The sequence below is a fragment of the Subtercola endophyticus genome, assembly GCF_021044565.1.
Classification (GTDB): Bacteria; Actinomycetota; Actinomycetes; order Actinomycetales; family Microbacteriaceae; genus Subtercola; species Subtercola endophyticus.
In genome coordinates this window covers 1,573,326-1,590,190 of sequence record NZ_CP087997.1, presented here as the reverse complement: position 1 = coordinate 1,590,190, position 16,865 = coordinate 1,573,326, and the positions used below count along the sequence as shown (strand labels likewise).

Genomic DNA, 16,865 nt, shown 5'->3' with positions numbered 1-16,865 from the left:
ATGAAACTCGGCATCCACTTCATGAACTTCACGCTTCCCGGTGGCGGCGCGGCGCTTGCGCCGACGCTCGCGGCGACCGCAGAAGCGGCAGACCAGGGCGGCGTTTCGCTGTTCACCATGATGGATCACTGGTTTCAGATGGAACAGTTCGCCACCTCGTACGACCCGATGCTCGAGGGTTATACCTCGCTGGGTTTCGTGGCGGCCAAGACCTCGAACGTTCGACTCGGGCTGCTCGTCACCGGCGTCACGTATCGGCACCCGGGTCTGCTGGCGAAGATCGTCACGACTCTCGACATTCTCGGAGGGCCGTGCCATTCTCGGACTCGGTGCCGCCTGGTACGAGCGCGAACACCTAGCTCTGGGTGTGCCGTACCCGCCCATCGCCGAGCGGTTCGGCCGGCTCGAAGAGACCATTCAGATCTGTCGTCAGATGTGGAGCGACGACGACGGGTCGTACAACGGCGAGTACTACCACCTCGCTGAGACGATCTGTTCGCCGCAGCCGATTCAGAAGCCGGGCCCGCCCCTGCTCATCGGCGGCGGTGGCGAGAAGAAGACCCTCAAGCTCGTCGCCCAGTACGCCGACGCCTGCAACCTGTTCGGCGGCGACGTCGCGGCCGTGCAGAACAAGCTCGACGTGCTCAAACGGCACTGCGACGACGTGGGGCGCGATTACTCCACCATCGAGAAGACCGTGCTGGTGCAGAACACCGAGTTCGCCGACACCGACGCGTTTCTGTCATCGATGGAGCAGTACGCTGCCATCGGCATCGACCTGGTGTCGACCGCCGCGCTCGCCCCTGACCCGGCGGGCTGGGCGGCAGAGATGACCGCCCGGGTGGTTCCGCGCCTCAGCGAGATCTGACGCTGCGACGGGGGGCGCGGCGGGTGGATGCCCGTCGCGCGCCTGCTCGAATCGGCAAGATAGGGCATCCGCCTCATGCCCACGGGGTGCCTTAGAGAGTTTCGTCATGGTTATCGAAAACCAGACGAAAGGGCAGAACATGTTGTATTCAGCGGAATCCTTCCTGCAGCTCCACCACCTCAGCGAGGGCGAGTTCGACCGTGAGCTCGAGTACCGCCGCCTCGCTCGCGAGCGGTTCGACGAGAAGAAGAACACCGGGCGTCGGGGGCTCGTGGCAGCATGGAGGCATGCCAGCCACCAGCAGTAACGTGCTCGTCGGGCGTGAAAACGACCTCGAGCAGCTGCTCGCTGCCCTCGACGAGTCGGTGTCGGGCCGGGTGACCCAGAGCGTGCTGCTCGGCGGCGAGGCCGGCATCGGCAAGACGCGGCTCGTGGACGAGTTTTTGCGGCAGTCGGCCGACTCGAGCGGGGGGTTGCTGGTTCTGCGTGGTCAGTGCGTCGACCTCGATCGAGATGCGCCGCCGTATGCCCCGCTGATCTTTGTGCTGCGATCGCTCGCTAGACAGGTCGGCGAAGACGCGTTCCTCGCGGCCGCCGGTGATGGGCGTGACGCGTTGTCGGTTCTGCTGCCTGAGCTGCGTGCTGAAGCACGCGTTCGGGCGGTCTCCGAGAACGGCGAAAGTGCTGCCGGTGCCGGTGCCGGTGCTGGTGCGGGTGCCGCTGCGGGTCCGGGCGCCGAGTCGTATCGTACCGAGCCCCGAAGTGAAGGGGCGGAACGGCTCTTCGACGCGGTGGCGCGGGTGTTCGAGGCCGTCGCCGCCGAGCATCCGCTCGTAGTGATCGTCGAAGACATCCACTGGGCCGACCAGGCCACCCTCGCCGTGTTGCGCTTCGTCGTGCGTATGGTCGAGCGGGCTCGCCTTCTGTTTGTGCTCACGTTCAGAAGTGACGAGGTGAGCAGGGGCAGCGCTCTGCGCGCCTGGCTGCCCGAGCTCGATCGCAACAGACGGGTCATTCGGCGCGAACTCTCCCGGCTCACGCGGCGTCAGGTGCGCGAGCTGGCGATGTGCATTCACGGTGTCGGGCCCGATGGGCTCGGGCTCGACGTACGCGAGACCGACATCATCTTCGAGCGCACCGACGGGGTGCCGTTCTTCGTCGAAGAGCTGGTGGGCTGCGAGACGTTCGTGGGTGCCGAGAGTTTTCCCGAGACGCTGCGCGACATTCTGCTCGCGAGGTACGACCAGCTGAGCGAGAAGACGCAGGCGCTGCTGCGCATGATCGCGGCAGGCGGAGTGCGCGTCGAGCACGGCCTGCTGTCGCTGGTGTGCGTTTATGAAGACGACGAGATCGACGCGGCGGTGCGCGAGGCGATGACGGCCGGCGTGCTCGTGGTGGACGAGTCGGGGTACGCGTTTCGGCACTCGCTGGTGCGAGAGGCCGTGCACGAACAGTTGCTGCCGGGGGAGCGGGTGCGGTTTCACACCCGGTACGCCGAGGCGCTCGAGTCGGGCGGCGGTGCAGAGGCGGGTGCCGGTGCGGGTTCGGGTGCAGAAGCGGTGGCCGCCTCGCCATCAGGTGCCGCCGCGGAGTCGGGCACGGTGTCGGGTGCGGGTGCGGGTGCGGGTGCGGGTGCGGGTGCGAGCTCGGTCCCGGGTGCGGGCTCGGTCCCGGGTGCGGCCTCGGTGCCAGGCGCGGGCTCAGTGCTGGCCGCAGGCTCAGTGTCGGGCGACGCGAGCGTCGTCTCCTACCACTGGATGCTCGCCCACAACCCGTCGCGCGCCTTCGTGGCCTCTCTCATCGCCCTTCAGCAGGCCCGAAACTCGTTCGCGTACCTCGCGGCGGCACGCATGGGCGAGCGTGCGCTCGAGCTGTGGAACGACGTGCCGTCGCCCGAACAGGTCGCCGGCCGTTCGCGTATCGAGCTGCTTGCCGAGACCTCCTACATTCTGCGCAACGCGGGCGAGAGCGAGCGGGCCATCGACCTCATCGATGAGGCGCTCGCCGAGTCGCGGCCCAGCGAGCATCCGGAGCTGTACGCGCGCATGCTGCGCAACAAGGCATCGTACTTGGCGAACGTGGGGCAGGTCGGGTCGATCGCGCTTCTGCGCGAGGCGCTCGATGTGATCCATCTGCGGCCGCGCAGCGTTCTGCGCGCTAACATTCTGGGCGAGCTGGCGGCGCGCTTGATGCTCGAGGCGCGGTTCGAGGAGGCGATCACGATCGCCGGTCGGTCGTTCGCCGAGGCCTCCGCCGTGCAGTCGACGGCGCGCATGTCGGTGGCAGCGAACATCCGCGGCATCTCCCGGTTCGGCTTCGGCCAGATCGACGAAGGGCTCGCCGACCTGGCCCTCGCCGGGTCGCTGGCGGTCGGCAACGATTCGGCCCAGTTGCGCTACTGGGTGAACCAGTCCGACGCGCTCAATTTGCTCGGCCGGTTCGACGATGCGATTCGTACGGCAGAGGCGGGGGCGCAACGGGCCCGCGAACTCGGGGTCGAGCGCACGTCGGGAATCATGCTGCTCGCGAACATCGTGAGCCCGCTCTTCGCGCTGGGTGAGCGCACCCGGGCCGACGAGGTGCTCGACCGAGCGCTCGACCTCGACCCGCCGATCGGCTATCGGGCGCACCTGCAGCGTCTCAAATTGCAGTCGATACTCTGGTCGGGCGACGCAGACGAGGCACAGCGCCTGCTGCGCACCTGGCGCTCGGGTCTGCGGCTGCAGCTGCGCATCGACGCGCAGTCGCGACTCGGTCTCGCCCATGTCTCGGCCGAGATCGCGTTGGCGCAGGGCGATGTGCGGCACGCCTGGAACGACGTCTCGGTACTGCTCGCCGACGACCACCGCGCTTTTCCCGCCTTCGACCTGCCGGTGCTGCGCACCGCGGCCCGCGTTCTCGCCGCCGCGCGCCGCACCGGTCTGCAACTGTCGGCTCCTTCGGCGACGGGGGCCGATCCGATGCCCGTGCGGGGCGCCGCGGGGGAGGCCGCGGTGTCTCTGCGGGCCGCGGGTGATTCGGTCGCATCGATGCCCGACGTGGCTGCGGCGGGGGCCGATTCGACGCCCGTGCGGGGCGCGGTGGGTTCGGCAGTGATGGAGTCGACCGCGACGGTCCAGACCGCTGCCGGGCTGACCACTGCCGAGCCGACCGCTGCAGGGCTGACGGCTGCCGAGCCGACCGCTGCAGGGCCTACGGCCACCGGGCTGACGGTTGCCGGGCCGACGGCCGCTGACCCGACGGGCACGTCACCGAGCGGAGCGTCACCGAGCGGAGCGCACCCGAGCGGAGCGTACCCGACCGCCGCACACCTCGAGACCTCAGACACGGCCTCCGCCGCGCCCGCCGCACCCACTGTGGTCGGCGGCGAGATCGAAGTGCGGCTGCGCGAGGTGCTCGCGGCTGCCTCGGCGTGGCCCACCGCACCCGCGAGCATCGCCCTCTTCGAAGCCGAACTCGGCGGACCGCGCGGCACCGGCACCGATGCCGACCGCTGGCTGCTCGCGGTCGCCGCCTGTGAGGCCGTCACCGAGAGTGGATCGCGCACCGACGCCCAGCTCGCGCCCTACGCGATGGTCGGCGCGGCAGAGGCCTTCGCGAATGCGGGCAATCGGGCATCCGCTCGCCTCTGGTCGCAGCGCGCCCGCGCGGCCGCAGAGCGCATCGAGCTCGGTCTCGTAGTGGCGCGGGTGAGCGAGCTCGAGCGCCGCGTGGGCGCGGTCGCCCTGACGGCCTCTTCGCCGGCGGCCACCGCGGCGAGCAGAGAATCGGATGCTCGGCTCGCCCCCGAGGCATCCGCAGGGGGTGAAGCGCTGCGGCCCGAGGTGCTCATCGATGGCTCGACACCCGAAGCGCTGCTGACCGAGCGCGAGCGCCAGGTACTCGAGCTTCTCGAGCGCGGACTCAGCAACAAGCAGATCGCCGAGCAGCTCTACATCAGCGTGAAGACGGCCAGCGTGCACGTCTCGAACATTCTGCGCAAGTCGGGCGCCGCCACCCGCACCGAAGCGGCCCACTGGGCCCGCTCCTTCACCGCGGCGCCGCGCGCCTGACCGCTTGCGTGCTGTCGCCCGCCGGCCTGCGTGCCTGAGTGCTGTCGGCCGCGCGCCTGCCCGCCCGCTCTTGCCCGCCGGCCTGCGCGCCTGCCCGCCCGCTCTTGCCCGCCGGCCTGCGCGCCTGCCCGCTGTCGGCCGCGCGCCTGCCCGCTTCCCTCAGAGCACGCGAAGTGAGGTCGTTGCGACGAAGCTGAGGTCGCTATACCCGCCTCAGCCACGTCATGACTACCTCAAGACGGGCGGTGCGCCGCGTGGCGTCCGAGGGTGGCGAACGACCTCAGGCCGACGGACTCGAAGATAGGTACTTCGCCCCATTCGGGGTGCCCACCTCAGAGACGAGTCTCGACACATCGCCGCACAGCGTGTGCGCGACGAATCACTCGGAGGCCGTCATGTTCTTTCTCATCCTTCTTGCCGTACTGGCCGTCATCGCCATCGCGGCGACCGTCGTCGCGGTGCGAAACGGCGGCTACGGATCGGTCGCAAACCGCCCCGGCGCTCCGCTCGCCGACCGCGACTTCGACAGCGAACGCCGAGACTCCCGGTGGTAATGCGCCGCGGGCCGGGTGGCGCACTCCGCGGTAGTGCGCCGCGGGCCGGGTAGCGCACTCCGCGGTAGTGCGCCAGGTGCCGGGTGGCGCGCGCCGCGCCGCGCGCCGGTAGCGCCCTCGCAGCGCGCTCGCTACGCTGAGCCGGGAGGGGCCACCGCCCACCCGGCGCGGCCCCCCCACGGCCACCGCCCACCCGGCGCAGGCCCCCCACGGCCACCCACATCCACACGAAGGAGTGAAGATGCAAGCGATCAGCCCGTTCCTCTGGTTCGACACACAAGCAGAGGAGGCCGCCGAACTCTACGTCGGCATCTTCGACAATTCGCGCATCCTGAGCGTCTCGCGTTACCCCGAAGGCTCGCCGTACCCTGCCGGCACCGCGATGGTGGTCGACTTCGAGCTCGAAGGCATCGAGTTTCAGGCGATCAACGCCGGCCCGCAGTTCACCTTCAGCGAGGCGATTTCGTTCTCGGTCGTGGCCGAAACGCAGGAGAAGATCGACTACTTCTGGAACGCCCTCACCGCCGATGGCGGCGAAGAGAGCATGTGCGGCTGGCTGAAAGACAAGTACGGTCTGTCGTGGCAGATCGTTCCGCCCATTATGGGCGAACTCCTGGGCGACTCCGACCGCGAGGCAGCGAGTCGCACCATGACGGCCATGATGACGATGAAGAAGCTCGACATCGCGGCGCTGCAGGCGGCCCACGACGCAGCCTAGGCTGGCTCTATGGCTACCGCAACGGATGTTCTGCTCGACTCTTTCGACCGAGTGCACGGCTCGGTGCACCGCATTCTCGAGGGCCTCGGCGACGACGCGCTCACGTACCGCATCGACCCCGAGGCGAATACGATCGCCTGGCTCGTCTGGCATCTCACCCGGGGTCAGGATGCCCAGGTCAGCGATGTCGCCGGCACCGAGCAGCTCTGGCTGACGTCGGGCTGGTTCGAAGCCTTCGGTCTGCCGTTCGATTCTTCGGCCTCGGGATACGGTCAGTCAGCCGAAGAGGTCGCGCAGGTGGCCGGTCTCACCGCCCAGCAGCTCGGCGATTACTTCGATGCCGTGCATGAAGCGACGATCCGCTACATCGAGAGCCTGTCGGAGGCCGACCTCGACCGCATCGTCGATACCCGGTGGAACCCGCCGGTCACCCTCGCCGCGCGCCTGGTGAGCGTGTACAACGACGACACCCAGCATGTCGGCCAGGCCGCACTCGTCAAGGGTGTCTTCGCGCGTCGCTAGACAACGCCGCAACAGGCGTAGCCTGAAAGAGGCCGCCGAATCGACGGCCACGGTCTTGTTTGCGGAGGATACGCTCATGAAGGTTTGGTTCATCACCGGTACGTCTCGCGGGTTCGGCAAAGAGTGGGCCACCGCAGCCCTCGAGCGCGGTGACAAGGTCGCGGCAACGGCTCGCAACGTGAGCAGCCTCGACGACCTCGTGGAGAAATACGGCGACGCGATTCTGCCGCTTCAGCTCGATGTCACCGACCACGACGCGGCGTTCGCCGCCGTCGCGGCAGCGCACGAGAAGTTCGGCCGCCTCGACGTCGTCATCAACAACGCCGGATACGGCCACTTCGGTTTCATCGAAGAAGTCAGCGAGAAAGACGCCCGCGCCCAGATCGAGACGAACCTGTTCGGCGCCCTCTGGGTGACGCAGGCCGCCCTGCCGTTCTTGCGTGAGCAAGGCAGCGGGCACATCATTCAGGTCTCGTCGATCGGCGGAATCTCGGCCTTTCCGCTGGTAGGTATGTACCACGCGTCGAAGTGGGGGCTCGAAGGGTTCTCGCAGGCACTCTCTCAAGAGGTCGCGGGATTCGGCATCCACGTCACCCTCATCGAGCCCGGCGGGTTCGACACCGACTGGGGCGGATCGTCGTCGGTGCGTTCCGACGAGCTGCCGGCCTACGCCGAAGCGCACAAGCAGGTCGCCGAGGCGAGAAAGGCCCGCATGGGCGCGGCCGGCGATCCCGGCTCGAGCGCACCGGTCGTGCTCAAGCTCGTCGATCTCGACGAGCCGCCGCTGCGCATCTTCTTCGGCACCAGCCCCCTCCACATCGCCAAGGCCGATTACGCTGGCCGCATCGAAACGTGGGAGAAGTACAACGACTGGTCGGTCGAGGCTCAGGGCTGAGCGCACACCAACCGCGCGGCTGCAGGATGCCCGGGAGAGGTTCTTCGGGCATCCTGCAGCAGACCCGCTCTAGTGGGCGGCTGCCGGCTGTGACAGCAGCTCGCGCACCGTTCGCGGCTCGCGGCCGAGCATCTCGCCGAGCAGAGGATCGACCCCAGCGAAGAAGCCCTGGTCTGCGGCCTGGTACATGCCGAGCATGAAGCGGGCGACGAACTCCGGCTGCCCGCCTGCCACCTGGGCGGCGATCCACTCTTCGGGGTCGAGTACGACTCTCGTCACCTCGTGGCCCGCCAGGTCGGAGGCGATCACGGCGATGTCTTCGAAGGTCGGCGCGGCGCTCGCGGTGAGAGTGACCGGGCCGTCGAACCGGCCGGTCGCGAGTTCGTCAGAGGTGAGGATGATCGCCGCGGCCTCTGCCGCATCTTCCCGCGCCGTCCACGACACGGGGCCGTCGGCGGGCACTGCAATGGTGCCGGTCTCGTGCCACGGGCCGAGCAGCCAATTCAGGCTGTGCGCGTAGAAGCCGTTGCGCAGCGAGGTCCAAGCGACACCGGATTCGGCCAGCAGTTGCTCGGTGGCGGCGTGATCGCGCCCCGGGCCGAACGGGGTGTCGAGGGAGGCGCCCTGGTGGCTCGTGTAGAGAATACGGCCGACTCCGACGCTGACTGCGGCGTCGATCGCCGTCTTGTGCAGGCTCACCGCGTCGGCTGCCGGGTCGCTCGACGACACGAGCAGCAGCTGGTCGGCGCCCTCGAATGCGCCTGGGAGCGACGCGGCGTCGGCGTAATCGCCCTGCCGTACGGCGATGCCGAGGTCGGCGAAACGCTGGGCCTTCGCGGCGTCGCGGGCGACCACGACGATCTCGCTCGCGGGCAGACGGTCGAGCAGGTGGTCGACGGTAGCGCCGTTGAGGGCTCCGGTTGCTCCGGTGACGATGATCATGATCATCCTTTCGTGTTATCGATGAAATCATAATTAGCGTATCACCGAAAACACTGTGATAACGAAACTACGTTATCGTTGGTTCATGATCGAAACGACGAGCACCCGCGCCGACACGAGGTCGCGCATTGTCGAGGTCGCGGCACAGCTGCTGCGCGAGCAAGGTCCGTCGGCCGTGACGACGCGCGGAGTCGCTGAGGCGGCCGGTGTTCAGGCGCCCACGATTTACCGGCTGTTCGGTGACAAAGACGGCTTGCTCGAGGCTGTCGCCGAGCACACGATGGCAGGTTTCGTCTCGGCCAAGGCCGCAGTGGTAGCTGCGGCGTCTGCCGATGACGTCGATCCGCTCGATGATCTGCGCTCAGGCTGGCTGTCGCAGATCGAGTTCGGTGTCGCGAATCCAACACTCTTCGCGCTCATGAGTGATCCTGCCCGGGTCATTCACTCGCCGGCCGCGCGGTCGGGCCGCGAGGTGCTCGAGGCCCGCGTTCACCGCATCGCTCTGGCCGGGCGGCTGCGCGTCTCCGAGCCGAGGGCGGTCAAGCTGATCCAGTCGGCGGGAACCGGCGTGATTCAAACGCAGCTGTCGACCCCGCCCAGCGAACGAGATGCCGGCCTCGCCGACGACATGTTCGAAGCTGTGCTCGCACGCATTCTCACCGACGCTCCCGAGCGCGAGGCCAACACCGACACGGTCACAGCGGCGACGATCGCTTTTCGGGCCGTGGCGACGAAACTGGATGCTCTGACCGAGGCCGAGCGCATGCTCCTCACCGACTGGCTCGACCGCGCGCTTGAATTGGAGCAGACTCGGCAACGTAAGAACTTGTAGCCACGACGACGCACTTGCTGCTACGATTTGGCGACGTTCCGGCCGACTGGCGCGGGATGACCTCCTGACGATGTGGGGTTGCGCGGTGGCCGAGTGACAGAGCACCCCGGTGGCGCGGCATCCTCGCCCGAGCTGAGGCGCACCCTCGGCGGCTTTCAGCTGTTCGCCATCTCTTTCGCCTTCATTTCTGTCGCGGTGGGAGTCTTCGCCACCTACAGCCAGACTCTGCAGAGTGCCGGGCCGGTGGGCATCTGGCTCTGGATCATCTCCTCGGTCGGGCAAACACTGGTCGCCCTGGTTGTGGCCCAGTTCGCTGCTCGTATCGCGCTGACCGGGTCGTCGTACCAGTGGGCGTCGCGCCTGGCGAACCCGAGGGTGGGCTGGTTCTTCGGCTGGCTCACGTTCTGGTATCTGGCCACGGCAGTGGTGACCATGGCGAACGCCATGGCCAGTCAGGCACTCATGCCGCTGCTGGGTATGGCGCCCGACGAGGAGCTGGCGCGCATCATCACCCTGATCATCCTCGTCGTACAAGCCGTGCTCGTTATCGCCTCGACACGGCTGCTCGGCTGGATCACGTCGGGCGCCGTCGGAGTGGAGCTCGGCATTCTGGTGCTGCTGGTGATCGGCCTCATCGTCGTGATCGCGGTGACGGGCAGCGGCAATATCTCGAACCTCGCCTCTCGCGGAATCACTGCGGGTGACCCCAACTACTACGCCATCGGCGGCGGCCTCATGGCCGGCATGCTGATGGGCCTCACCACGCTCGTCGGCTTCGATTCGGCCGCCAACCTCGCCGAAGAGGCGAAAGACCCGTTCAAGAGCGTGCCGCGGGCCATTGTGTTCTCGGTGGTCGCGGCGGCTGTCGCCGGGCTGCTCTTTCTGATCGTGCTCACGGTGGCGATCAAAGACATTCCCGCCATCAGCACCAGCGGTTCGCCCGTGGCCGACATCATTGGCGATCAGCTCGGGCCTGTGGTGGAGCGCATCCTGCTCGCCGGCATCGTGTTCGCGTTCTTCGGCGCAGGAATGGTGGTCATGGCCGCTTGTTCGCGCCAGGTGTTCGCCATGGCGCGCGACAAGCGGTTTCCGGCACACAGTCTCATGCGCAGGGTGAATCCGCGAACGCAGACGCCGGTGCCCGCCACGCTGCTCATTCTGGTGATCGGTGTTGTGCTCATGGTCGCGTTGCCGGGGGATGCCCTGCTGCAGTTGATCGAAGGCGCCACCGTCTTGCCCGCCCTGCTGTACGGCGCGATCGTGGTGCTCTACCTCGTCGTTCGCAAGCGGCTCGAGGTGAAGGCGGGCGGCTTCAGTCTCGGCCGATTCGAGATACCGGTTTCGATCGTGGCCCTGGTCTGGGTGGGGTTCGCCGTCTTCACGCTCGTGACGCCGCCGAGTGCGGTGATACCCAACATCGTCGTGCTCGGGCTGATTGTGCTGGGAGCGCTCTACTTTCTGAAATTGTGGATCTTCAACCGCGACGTTCTCTACACCGAGCCCGACGGGGGTAGTGCCGTAGAGCTGGCACCCGCTGAGGCTCTCGAGTGAATCAGGGCTCGGCCTGACTCTGCGGAGCTGGCGGGTTGCGGTCGCCGTCGTGGCACTGCTTACGCTGGCCGGATGCGCGACAGGGGCGGGTTCCTCGGGCCAGGGCTCATCCGACGGCCCCACCACGTCGCCGTCCAGGTCTGACGCTGCGTTCGCTGCGGCGATGTCGGCTCCTGTCGCCGCTTGGCAAACTTCGTATCAGGCGAGCTCGATGACCTTCTCGGTGCCCGGAACGGTGGTCGCGGCATCCGTCGGCGACGCACCCGCGAGCCTCGTCGCCAGTGGCGACGCTGTACTCGGCTCGCAACCCATCTCGGTCGACGACACGTTTCACATCGGAAGCATGACCAAGCTGTTCACTGCGGCGCTCATCATGCAGCTCGACGAAGAGAAAGTGCTCTCGCTGAACGACACCATCGGCACCTGGTTTCCTTCGGCGCCGAACGCCTCCACGATCACTGTGCTCGAGTTGCTGCAGCACGAGAGTGGACTCTACGAGCTCGACATGAGTCTTGTGGGCACTGCCACCAACCAGCAGGTCATCGACAACGTGTTCGCCCAGGCGCCCATCGCCGCACCGGGAACCAGCTACCAGTACCTCAACGCCGGCTATATCATCTTGGGCCGCATTGCCGAGCTGGCCTCGGGCACGCCCTATGACCAGCTCGTGCAGACCCGCTTCATCACGAAGCTCGGCCTCACCAGCACCTACCTCGACGGGTACGGATCGGGCCCGGTCGCCCTCACCGGCTTTGACCTCGCGTGCGCCGAAGGATCGGGCAGCGACTGCCTCGGAAAGCCCTCGGCGCCACAACCGACCGCCCCGGTTCCGTCGCCGCAATGGAGCGGTGCCTGGGCGGCCGGCGGCATGGTCAGCACCGCCCGAGATCAGGCGACCTGGATTCGTGACCTCGTGGCGGGTGACGTGCTCGACGCCGCGCACAAGACGCTCATGAAGAACCTCACGCCGCTCTCGTCGGCGTACTACAGCAGCGCCTACGCCACGGCGGGCATCCCGGCCGTTCAGCTCGGCGAGGGCGCTGGTCTGGCCTCGTGGAATGTTCCCGGCGTCGGCACGTGCCTCGGTCACGCGGGCTCAATACCCGGCTCCAACGGCATCGCCGCTTACTGCCCCGACGCGAAGCTGACCATCGTCATTCTGAACGACATCGACCCCGCGGGCACCAGTCCCGGCTACCCGGGCCTGGTCGAGCTCGCTCCGGCCGCTCTGAAGGCTCTCGCCGACTGAACGGATGCCCGGGGCCGGGGCAGCTCTCCGCACGCTGCGGCTCAGGCGAATCGAGGCGGCGTGGCCTCAGGGCCGACCGACCCAGCGGATGAGCGCTTCGATCAGCTCGGCGACCACGTCGGCGTCGGTGTGGGCGTCGGAGTCGACGTTGGCATCGGCGCCGGTGCTGCCCACCCACGCGACGTACCCGTCGGGGCGCACCAGCACGGCCGTCGGCGCCGGTACCGCACCGATCTCGGGTAGTTCCCACGGGCCCGCGCAGGTTGCGCGAACGATCTTCACGCGGCTACTCCACTCGGAGACGAGATCACCGACGAACGCTCGACTGAAGTCGAGCAGAACGGGGCGCGCGTCGTGCAGCAGCTCTGAGGCGCGCAGGGGGCGGGCCTCGACGAGCAGGTCGAGGTCGGGCATCCGTCGCCCCAGAAGCGGGTGCTCGGCAGCGCCCGCTGCGCTTGCCTCCGGCCCGAGGTCGTAGTGCACGCCGAGCCCCGAGAGCCGTGCCCCGACGTGTTTGCGGGCCTGGTCGAGCGAGAGCAGGTCGGCGACGGCCGACGCCACGGCTTTCGACCGGGCATCCGCCCGCCGCAGGCCCACCTGCGCCAGCGTGTCTTGCAGCACCTGCGCTGCGACCGGATGCCGCTCGGCCTCGTAGGTGTCGAGCAGTGACGCCGGCGAGACTCCGGCCACCACCTGGGCGAGCTTCCACCCGAGATTCACAGCGTCTTGCACCCCGATATTGAGCCCCTGCCCGCCGGCCGGATAGTGCACGTGGGCCGCGTCTCCGGCGAGCAGGATGCGCCCGGCCCGATACGCGACGGCCTGGCGCGCGGCGTCGGTGAAGCGCGAGATCCAGGTGGGGGAGTGCACCCCGAAATCGGTGCCCCACACGGCGACCATCGCCTCGCTCAGGTCGGCGAGCGTCGGTTCCGCGGCGCCCGGTTTCAGCTCGTTCTCGGTGACGACGACACGGATGGTCGACGACCCCTTCTCGATAGGACCGATGCCGTTGCTGCCCCCGCCGTCTTTGTCTTTGCGCATGCCCCGCTCGGGTTCGACGCCGTACTCGACCTCGGCCACGAGGTTGCTGACGGTCGCCTCCCACCCCTCGAACGCGATGCCCGCCGCCTTGCGCACCGCGCTTCGGCCGCCATCGCAGCCGACCACATACTGCGCCCGCACGTCGTCGTCGCCGAGCGCTTTCGCAGAGTCCTTCATCGGGCCCGGGGCGTCGCCCGCGACATCCGGATGCCCGCCCGCCACTCGCACGGTCACCCCGGTATCGTCGGCCTCGACCCCCGTCACCTCGCACCCGTACTCGACGCTGACCCCGAGCTCCCGAATCCACTCCGCGAGAATTGCCTCGATGCGGTTCTGCCACAGCCCCAGCCCGTAGGGGTGTCGCGTCGGAAAATCGCTGATGTCGAGCGTGACTTCGCCGAATCGCTGTACCTGAGCCGTCGTGCCCGCCTCGAGAAAGCGGTCGGCGATGCCGCGCTGGTCGAACACCTCGATGGTGCGCGACTGCAGGCCGCCGGCCCGCGACCCCGCGAGCTGCTGCGTCGGTCGCCGTTCGAGCAGCCGAACATCCACCCCCGCCAGCGCCAGCTCGGCCGCCAGCATCATGCCGGTCGGCCCTGCTCCGACAATCGCCACTGCACACTCGTTCACACTGCGCTCACTCACATCGCACCCCGTCTCTCGGGCTCGAAAGAACCCGAACACGTAGTCTGCGGCACAGAGGGGGTCTTGCGGCAAGCCCCGTGCTGGTCGATAATCTGATTAAGGCAGGGAGATGTTTTCCTTGCTTTTTCTGTTTTCTGGCGCTGTGTTTGGGGCGGGGCGCGCGCAACGCTCGGCGCCGGGCACGCTCGGCGCTTCGAATGTCAGAGCCCCAGCAGCTCGAGAGCAACCCTCAGTCGATCTCGGTATTCGGCCCGCAAGTCGACCTGATGCTTGAGGCCGATCGAGGTGCTGATGAGGGTTCGAGCCAGAGCGGATGCCCGGTCGGGTGACCGATCGGAGGCGAGGGCCTGAGTGATCAACCCTTCGAAGCGCTGCGGCGCCGTCGTGACGATGTCGCCGAGCAGGCGGGGGTTGTCGTCGATCACCCCCGCGATGTCGCGAGCGAGGGGTCCGACATACGAACCCGCCCAGTGGTCGAAGGCGTCGAGCAGGCGCTCGGCCAGGGCGCGGTCGCTGCTCAGGGCGGCGTCGGCCGCTGAGAGGTCGTTGTTGAGGGCCTGGGTCACTGCAGCGCGGAAGATCGTCTCTTTCGAGGTGAACAGAAAGTAGAGCCCGGGCCGCGAGATGTCGGCGTCGTTTGCCACCTGATCCATGGAGGTCTTGCGGTAGCCGTACCGGGCGAACGTCGTCAGTGCCGATTCAAGCACCCGAACTCGCCGATCGGTGTCGGCGGCCGTTGCCGTTGCGGTTGGCGTTGGCGTTGGCGTTGCCGTTGGTGTTGCCGTCGTGTCGATGTTCGTCGCACCCATGGCAAGAGCCTACTATACAAATACTGTCTAATCTGTATAGTGATCGCATGACCGATCATGAACTCATCTCCACACGCTTCGACGCCTCGAGCACCGCCGACGAGGTGCTGAGCGGCATCGACCTCGGCGGCCTGCAAGCCGTCGTGACGGGCGGAGCGTCGGGCATCGGAGCCGAGACCGCCCGCGCGCTTGCCGCGGCCGAGGCTACGGTCACACTCGCGGTGCGCAACACGCGGCAGGGTGATGCGGTTGCCGACTCGATCGCGGCCGCGGGGCGGTCATCCGGCCCTGCGGCCGGGGCTCAGAATCCGCGCGAGGCTCAGCGCCCGCGCGCAGTCCAGCACCCGCGCGTGGCTCAGCTCGACCTGGCCGACCCCGCCAGCATCGATCGCTTCGTGCACAACTGGCGTGGCCCCCTGCACCTGCTGATCAACAACGCCGGCGTTGTCACGGGCGGTCTCGAAGGAACGGCCGCGGGGTACGAGCTGCAATTCGCCACCAACCACCTCGGGCATTTTGCACTCGCAACCGGGCTGCACGACGCCCTTGCGCTCGGCGCGGCAGACCGTGGGGGCGCCCGTATCGTTTCGCTCAGCTCGACGGCGCACATGAGGTCGAACGTCGACTTCGACGACCTGCAGTTCGAGTCTCGGCCCTACGATCCGCAACTCGCCTACGCTCAGTCGAAGACGGCGAATTCCCTGTTTGCGGTCGAGGCCACTCGGCTCTGGGCATCCGACGGCATCGTTGCGAACGCCGTCAACCCCGGGGGAGTCGCGACCGGTTTGCAGCGCAACTTCACGCCGCAGCAGAAGGCGTCGCTCGATGCGGCGGAGGCGGCCGGAGTGTTCACGTACAAGACGGTCGAGCAGGGAGCATCCACCACCCTCGTCGCCGCTGTCTCGCCCGAGTTCGCCCACACGGGCGGCCACTACCTCGACGATTGTCGGGAGGCTTACACGGTGCCCGACGAGGCTACGCTCGCCGAGCATCCGCACGGGGTGAAGCGCTGGGCGCTCGACCCCGCGGCAGCCGAGCGGCTCTGGGCGGTCTCGACCGGGCTTCTTCGCGGCTGAGGTCGATGCGACGCGAGTGCGACCCGCCTGCACTGACTCGACCCGCCTGCACTGACCTCACCCGGCGGCGGTGATCTCTTCTAACAGCGCTTCGATGCGCCGTTTGATGTCGTCGCGAATCGGCCGCACCTCGTCGATCGCTTTGCCGGCGGGGTCGGTCAGTTGCCAGTCTTCGTAACGTTTGCCCGGAAAAATGGGGCAGGCATCGCCGCAGCCCATGGTGATCACCACGTCTGACCCCCGAACGTCTTCGGTCTGCAGGATGCTCGGCACTTCGCCCGCGATATCGATGCCTTCTTCGGCCATCGCCGCCACCGCGACGGGGTTGATCGAGTCGCCGGGCTCAGAACCGCCCGACAGCACCGTCACCCGGCCACCGCTGAGCTGCCGCATGTAGCCGGCCGCCATCTGGGATCGGCCGGCATTGTGCACGCAGACGAACAACACGGTGGGCTGAGTCATGGGCTTCTTTCTTCGGGTCTGGCCGGATTCGGCCGGGTCAGACGGGTCAGGCCGGGTCGGGTGGGTTCGGCCGCCACCGATCTCGCCGGCGGCGGCCGAACGTTCAGCAGCAGTCAGGCGTGCAGCCGGCTAGACACTCCGGCGGGCAGACTGACGGGTCGCAACAATCATCCATCACGATCCTCCTCTCAACATCGACGGCTGTCGATGCACACAGTCTCCGATTAAACATCGACGCCTGTCAATGTTTATGGCATCATCGGTGTATGCCCGTCGCTCAGCTGATTCCCGTTCGTGACCTGCAGTCGTGCTGTGCACCGTTGACCCGCGAGGCCATCTCCCCGCAGAACGCCGAATCGCTGGCCCGATCGCTGAAGGCGCTCGCTGACCCGGCGCGGCTCCGCCTGCTCTCGATGGTCGCCGCGCACGAAGACGGTGAGGCGTGCGTCTGTGACCTCACCGACCCCCTCGGCCTGTCGCAGCCCACGGTCTCGCACCACCTGAAAGTGCTGGTGGATGCCGGATACCTCACCGTTTCGAAGCGTGGCACCTGGCACTACTACCGCCTGGTCTCCGGCGCCCTCGACTCGGCCGCCACCCTGCTGACCACCGTCTGACGACACGGGCTTCTGCTCGCGCGCTGTCGCTT

Annotated in this window: 15 protein-coding genes and 1 pseudogene; 12 read left to right on the top strand and 4 right to left on the bottom strand. The window is 67.7% G+C overall.

The window, feature by feature from the left end:
* The 7 genes and pseudogenes from LQ955_RS07515 to LQ955_RS07485 all read left to right on the top strand — a co-directional run bounded on the left by LQ955_RS07515 (position 1) and on the right by LQ955_RS07485 (position 7,609).
* Positions 1-868, top strand: a pseudogene (locus tag LQ955_RS07515) (LLM class F420-dependent oxidoreductase).
* A 106-nt stretch (positions 869-974) separates the two neighbouring features.
* Positions 975-1,175 carry a hypothetical protein gene (locus LQ955_RS07510; protein WP_231027550.1) on the top strand — a complete coding sequence of 67 codons (201 nt, stop codon included), beginning with the start codon at positions 975-977 and terminating at the stop codon, positions 1,173-1,175.
* The gene (locus LQ955_RS07505) at positions 1,156-4,920 is read left to right on the top strand and encodes an AAA family ATPase (protein ID WP_231027549.1); all 3,765 of its coding nucleotides are present in this window, start codon (positions 1,156-1,158) and stop codon (positions 4,918-4,920) included. The genes LQ955_RS07510 and LQ955_RS07505 overlap by 20 nt, the downstream gene beginning before the upstream one ends.
* A gap of 224 nt (positions 4,921-5,144) precedes the next feature.
* The gene (locus tag LQ955_RS07500; RefSeq protein WP_231027548.1) at positions 5,145-5,474 is read left to right on the top strand and encodes a hypothetical protein; all 330 of its coding nucleotides are present in this window, start codon (positions 5,145-5,147) and stop codon (positions 5,472-5,474) included.
* Positions 5,475-5,715: 241 nt separating this feature from the next.
* Entirely contained in the window at positions 5,716-6,192 is a 477-nt protein-coding gene (locus tag LQ955_RS07495; protein ID WP_231027547.1) for a VOC family protein, read from the top strand.
* A 9-nt stretch (positions 6,193-6,201) separates the two neighbouring features.
* Positions 6,202-6,714, top strand: a complete 513-nt coding sequence (locus LQ955_RS07490) for a mycothiol transferase (protein WP_231027546.1) — start codon at positions 6,202-6,204, stop codon at positions 6,712-6,714.
* Positions 6,715-6,790: 76 nt separating this feature from the next.
* Positions 6,791-7,609 (top strand): SDR family oxidoreductase, encoded by an 819-nt coding sequence (locus LQ955_RS07485; protein WP_231027545.1) that lies wholly within the window; start codon positions 6,791-6,793, stop codon positions 7,607-7,609.
* A gap of 69 nt (positions 7,610-7,678) precedes the next feature.
* Here LQ955_RS07485 and LQ955_RS07480 read toward each other — a convergent pair whose 3' ends face one another.
* Positions 7,679-8,551 (bottom strand): NAD(P)H-binding protein, encoded by an 873-nt coding sequence (locus LQ955_RS07480; protein ID WP_231027544.1) that lies wholly within the window; start codon positions 8,549-8,551, stop codon positions 7,679-7,681.
* 85 nt (positions 8,552-8,636) lie between these two features.
* Here LQ955_RS07480 and LQ955_RS07475 point away from each other — a divergent pair, with 85 nt between their 5' ends.
* The 3 genes from LQ955_RS07475 (at position 8,637) to LQ955_RS07465 (ending at position 12,183) form a co-directional block, all read left to right on the top strand.
* Positions 8,637-9,383: a TetR/AcrR family transcriptional regulator gene (locus LQ955_RS07475; RefSeq protein WP_231027543.1), complete on the top strand. Its 747-nt coding sequence runs from the start codon at positions 8,637-8,639 to the stop codon at positions 9,381-9,383.
* A gap of 93 nt (positions 9,384-9,476) precedes the next feature.
* On the top strand, positions 9,477-10,934 hold the full coding sequence (locus LQ955_RS07470; protein ID WP_231027542.1) for an APC family permease: 1,458 nt from the start codon (positions 9,477-9,479) through the stop codon (positions 10,932-10,934).
* A gap of 211 nt (positions 10,935-11,145) precedes the next feature.
* Positions 11,146-12,183, top strand: a complete 1,038-nt coding sequence (locus LQ955_RS07465) for a serine hydrolase domain-containing protein (protein WP_231027541.1) — start codon at positions 11,146-11,148, stop codon at positions 12,181-12,183.
* Between the two features lie 66 nt (positions 12,184-12,249).
* On the opposite strand, the gene LQ955_RS07460 is transcribed toward LQ955_RS07465, so the two are convergent.
* Both LQ955_RS07460 and LQ955_RS07455 read right to left on the bottom strand, forming a co-directional pair.
* Positions 12,250-13,839, bottom strand: coding sequence for an FAD-dependent monooxygenase (locus LQ955_RS07460; RefSeq protein ID WP_231027540.1), 1,590 nt, complete (start codon positions 13,837-13,839; stop codon positions 12,250-12,252).
* A 230-nt stretch (positions 13,840-14,069) separates the two neighbouring features.
* A complete protein-coding gene (locus LQ955_RS07455) occupies positions 14,070-14,678 on the bottom strand; it encodes a TetR/AcrR family transcriptional regulator (protein ID WP_231027539.1) in 609 nt (202 codons plus the stop codon).
* Between the two features lie 47 nt (positions 14,679-14,725).
* On the opposite strand from LQ955_RS07455, the gene LQ955_RS07450 reads away from it, so the two are divergent.
* Positions 14,726-15,754: an SDR family NAD(P)-dependent oxidoreductase gene (locus LQ955_RS07450; protein ID WP_231027538.1), complete on the top strand. Its 1,029-nt coding sequence runs from the start codon at positions 14,726-14,728 to the stop codon at positions 15,752-15,754.
* A gap of 57 nt (positions 15,755-15,811) precedes the next feature.
* Here LQ955_RS07450 and LQ955_RS07445 read toward each other — a convergent pair whose 3' ends face one another.
* Positions 15,812-16,216, bottom strand: coding sequence for an arsenate reductase ArsC (locus LQ955_RS07445; RefSeq protein WP_231027537.1), 405 nt, complete (start codon positions 16,214-16,216; stop codon positions 15,812-15,814).
* Positions 16,217-16,482: 266 nt separating this feature from the next.
* Between LQ955_RS07445 and LQ955_RS07440 the strand changes: the two genes are divergently transcribed.
* Positions 16,483-16,833, top strand: a complete 351-nt coding sequence (locus LQ955_RS07440) for an ArsR/SmtB family transcription factor (RefSeq protein ID WP_231027536.1) — start codon at positions 16,483-16,485, stop codon at positions 16,831-16,833.
* Positions 16,834-16,865: the final 32 nt, after the last annotated feature.

Excerpts from the sequence above, each read along its gene's own strand:
- LQ955_RS07510 (WP_231027550.1), top strand. The coding sequence starts at position 975 with ATGGTTATCGAAAACCAGACGAAAGGGCAGAACATGTTGTATTCAGCG.
- LQ955_RS07505 (WP_231027549.1), top strand. The coding sequence starts at position 1,156 with ATGCCAGCCACCAGCAGTAACGTGCTCGTCGGGCGTGAAAACGACCTC.
- LQ955_RS07500 (WP_231027548.1), top strand. The coding sequence starts at position 5,145 with ATGACTACCTCAAGACGGGCGGTGCGCCGCGTGGCGTCCGAGGGTGGC.
- LQ955_RS07495 (WP_231027547.1), top strand. The coding sequence starts at position 5,716 with ATGCAAGCGATCAGCCCGTTCCTCTGGTTCGACACACAAGCAGAGGAG.
- LQ955_RS07490 (WP_231027546.1), top strand. The coding sequence starts at position 6,202 with ATGGCTACCGCAACGGATGTTCTGCTCGACTCTTTCGACCGAGTGCAC.
- LQ955_RS07485 (WP_231027545.1), top strand. The coding sequence starts at position 6,791 with ATGAAGGTTTGGTTCATCACCGGTACGTCTCGCGGGTTCGGCAAAGAG.
- LQ955_RS07480 (WP_231027544.1), bottom strand. The coding sequence starts at position 8,551 with ATGATCATCGTCACCGGAGCAACCGGAGCCCTCAACGGCGCTACCGTC.
- LQ955_RS07475 (WP_231027543.1), top strand. The coding sequence starts at position 8,637 with ATGATCGAAACGACGAGCACCCGCGCCGACACGAGGTCGCGCATTGTC.
- LQ955_RS07465 (WP_231027541.1), top strand. The coding sequence starts at position 11,146 with ATGACCTTCTCGGTGCCCGGAACGGTGGTCGCGGCATCCGTCGGCGAC.
- LQ955_RS07455 (WP_231027539.1), bottom strand. The coding sequence starts at position 14,678 with ATGGGTGCGACGAACATCGACACGACGGCAACACCAACGGCAACGCCA.
- LQ955_RS07450 (WP_231027538.1), top strand. The coding sequence starts at position 14,726 with ATGACCGATCATGAACTCATCTCCACACGCTTCGACGCCTCGAGCACC.
- LQ955_RS07445 (WP_231027537.1), bottom strand. The coding sequence starts at position 16,216 with ATGACTCAGCCCACCGTGTTGTTCGTCTGCGTGCACAATGCCGGCCGA.
- LQ955_RS07440 (WP_231027536.1), top strand. The coding sequence starts at position 16,483 with ATGCCCGTCGCTCAGCTGATTCCCGTTCGTGACCTGCAGTCGTGCTGT.